Origin of the sequence: Xanthovirga aplysinae (assembly GCF_009711365.1) — a bacterium.
Taxonomy (GTDB): domain Bacteria; phylum Bacteroidota; class Bacteroidia; order Cytophagales; family Cyclobacteriaceae; genus Xanthovirga; species Xanthovirga aplysinae.
The window spans coordinates 1-925 of sequence record NZ_SMMB01000412.1; the positions used below are offsets into that span (position 1 = coordinate 1).

Genomic DNA, 925 nt, shown 5'->3' on the forward strand with positions numbered 1-925 from the left:
TACTATGCAAATTTAGCAGGAGATAAAGGAGGAGAAACATACGGGGGGATAAGTAGGGTTTATTGGCCAGAATGGAGGGGGTGGCGCATCATAGATGAATATAAGAATAAATATGGCCCTCTAACAAATAACCAGCGCATTGATAATAGTGAACTTGATCGACAAATAAAAGATTTTTACTACTCAAATTTCTGGGTAAAAATTTATGGGAATTTTATTCTGGATAACTACATCGCTACTACCATATTTGACTCTTATGTTAATGCTGGAATTAATGGCATCAGACCTGTCCAAAAAGCTGTAAATATTATAGGAAAAACAATAGTTGTAGATGGAATTATGGGTCCGGAAACCTATGGAGCAATCAATGACCTTATTAATGAAGGAAAAGCTGTTCCCCTGTTTGATACGATAAAGAAGAAACGGGAATCCTATTACATCTCTATTGCTAAAGGATCTAATGTGCAATTCCTTAAGGGGTGGTTAAATAGGGTAGATGGGTTGCCATCTCCAAAAGTGTAAGCACGTTTTCTTATATTCACTTATTTTTCTTGAAAAATCCACAGTAAAAAGTAGAGCTGCTGCCTTTTTACGGCCAAAAAGTAAATGGAAAAATTCTTCAAAAACCTTAAATTCCTAAGCTATGAGTTAAAAAGAAAAAACACTAGGAGTAGCCCATTAAGGCAGATACGGTCAAATTAAACCAATAATTGATGAGGCTGTTCCACAATACTAATGATCATGAAAATTGTAGGTCTTTTTTCCAATGATTAAAAAAACAACAAATAGACTTCAAAATGTATTATTTGTTTATGATACGTAAGATCTATTTATATAATATAATATTTTATTTTTTTACTAACCATACCTTAGCTCAAGAACCTTTGAGTCTTCAGAAAGCAATAGAAATCGGTCTAAAAAAAAA

The 925-nt window shown here is 33.1% G+C and carries 1 protein-coding gene; it reads left to right on the top strand.

All coding sequences use genetic code 11. From position 1 onward, the window contains the following. A partial coding sequence (locus tag E1171_RS01490) for a glycosyl hydrolase 108 family protein (RefSeq protein ID WP_155203381.1) occupies nt 1-522 on the top strand: 522 nt, incomplete at its 5' end. Between the last annotated feature and the right edge of the window lie 403 nt (nt 523-925).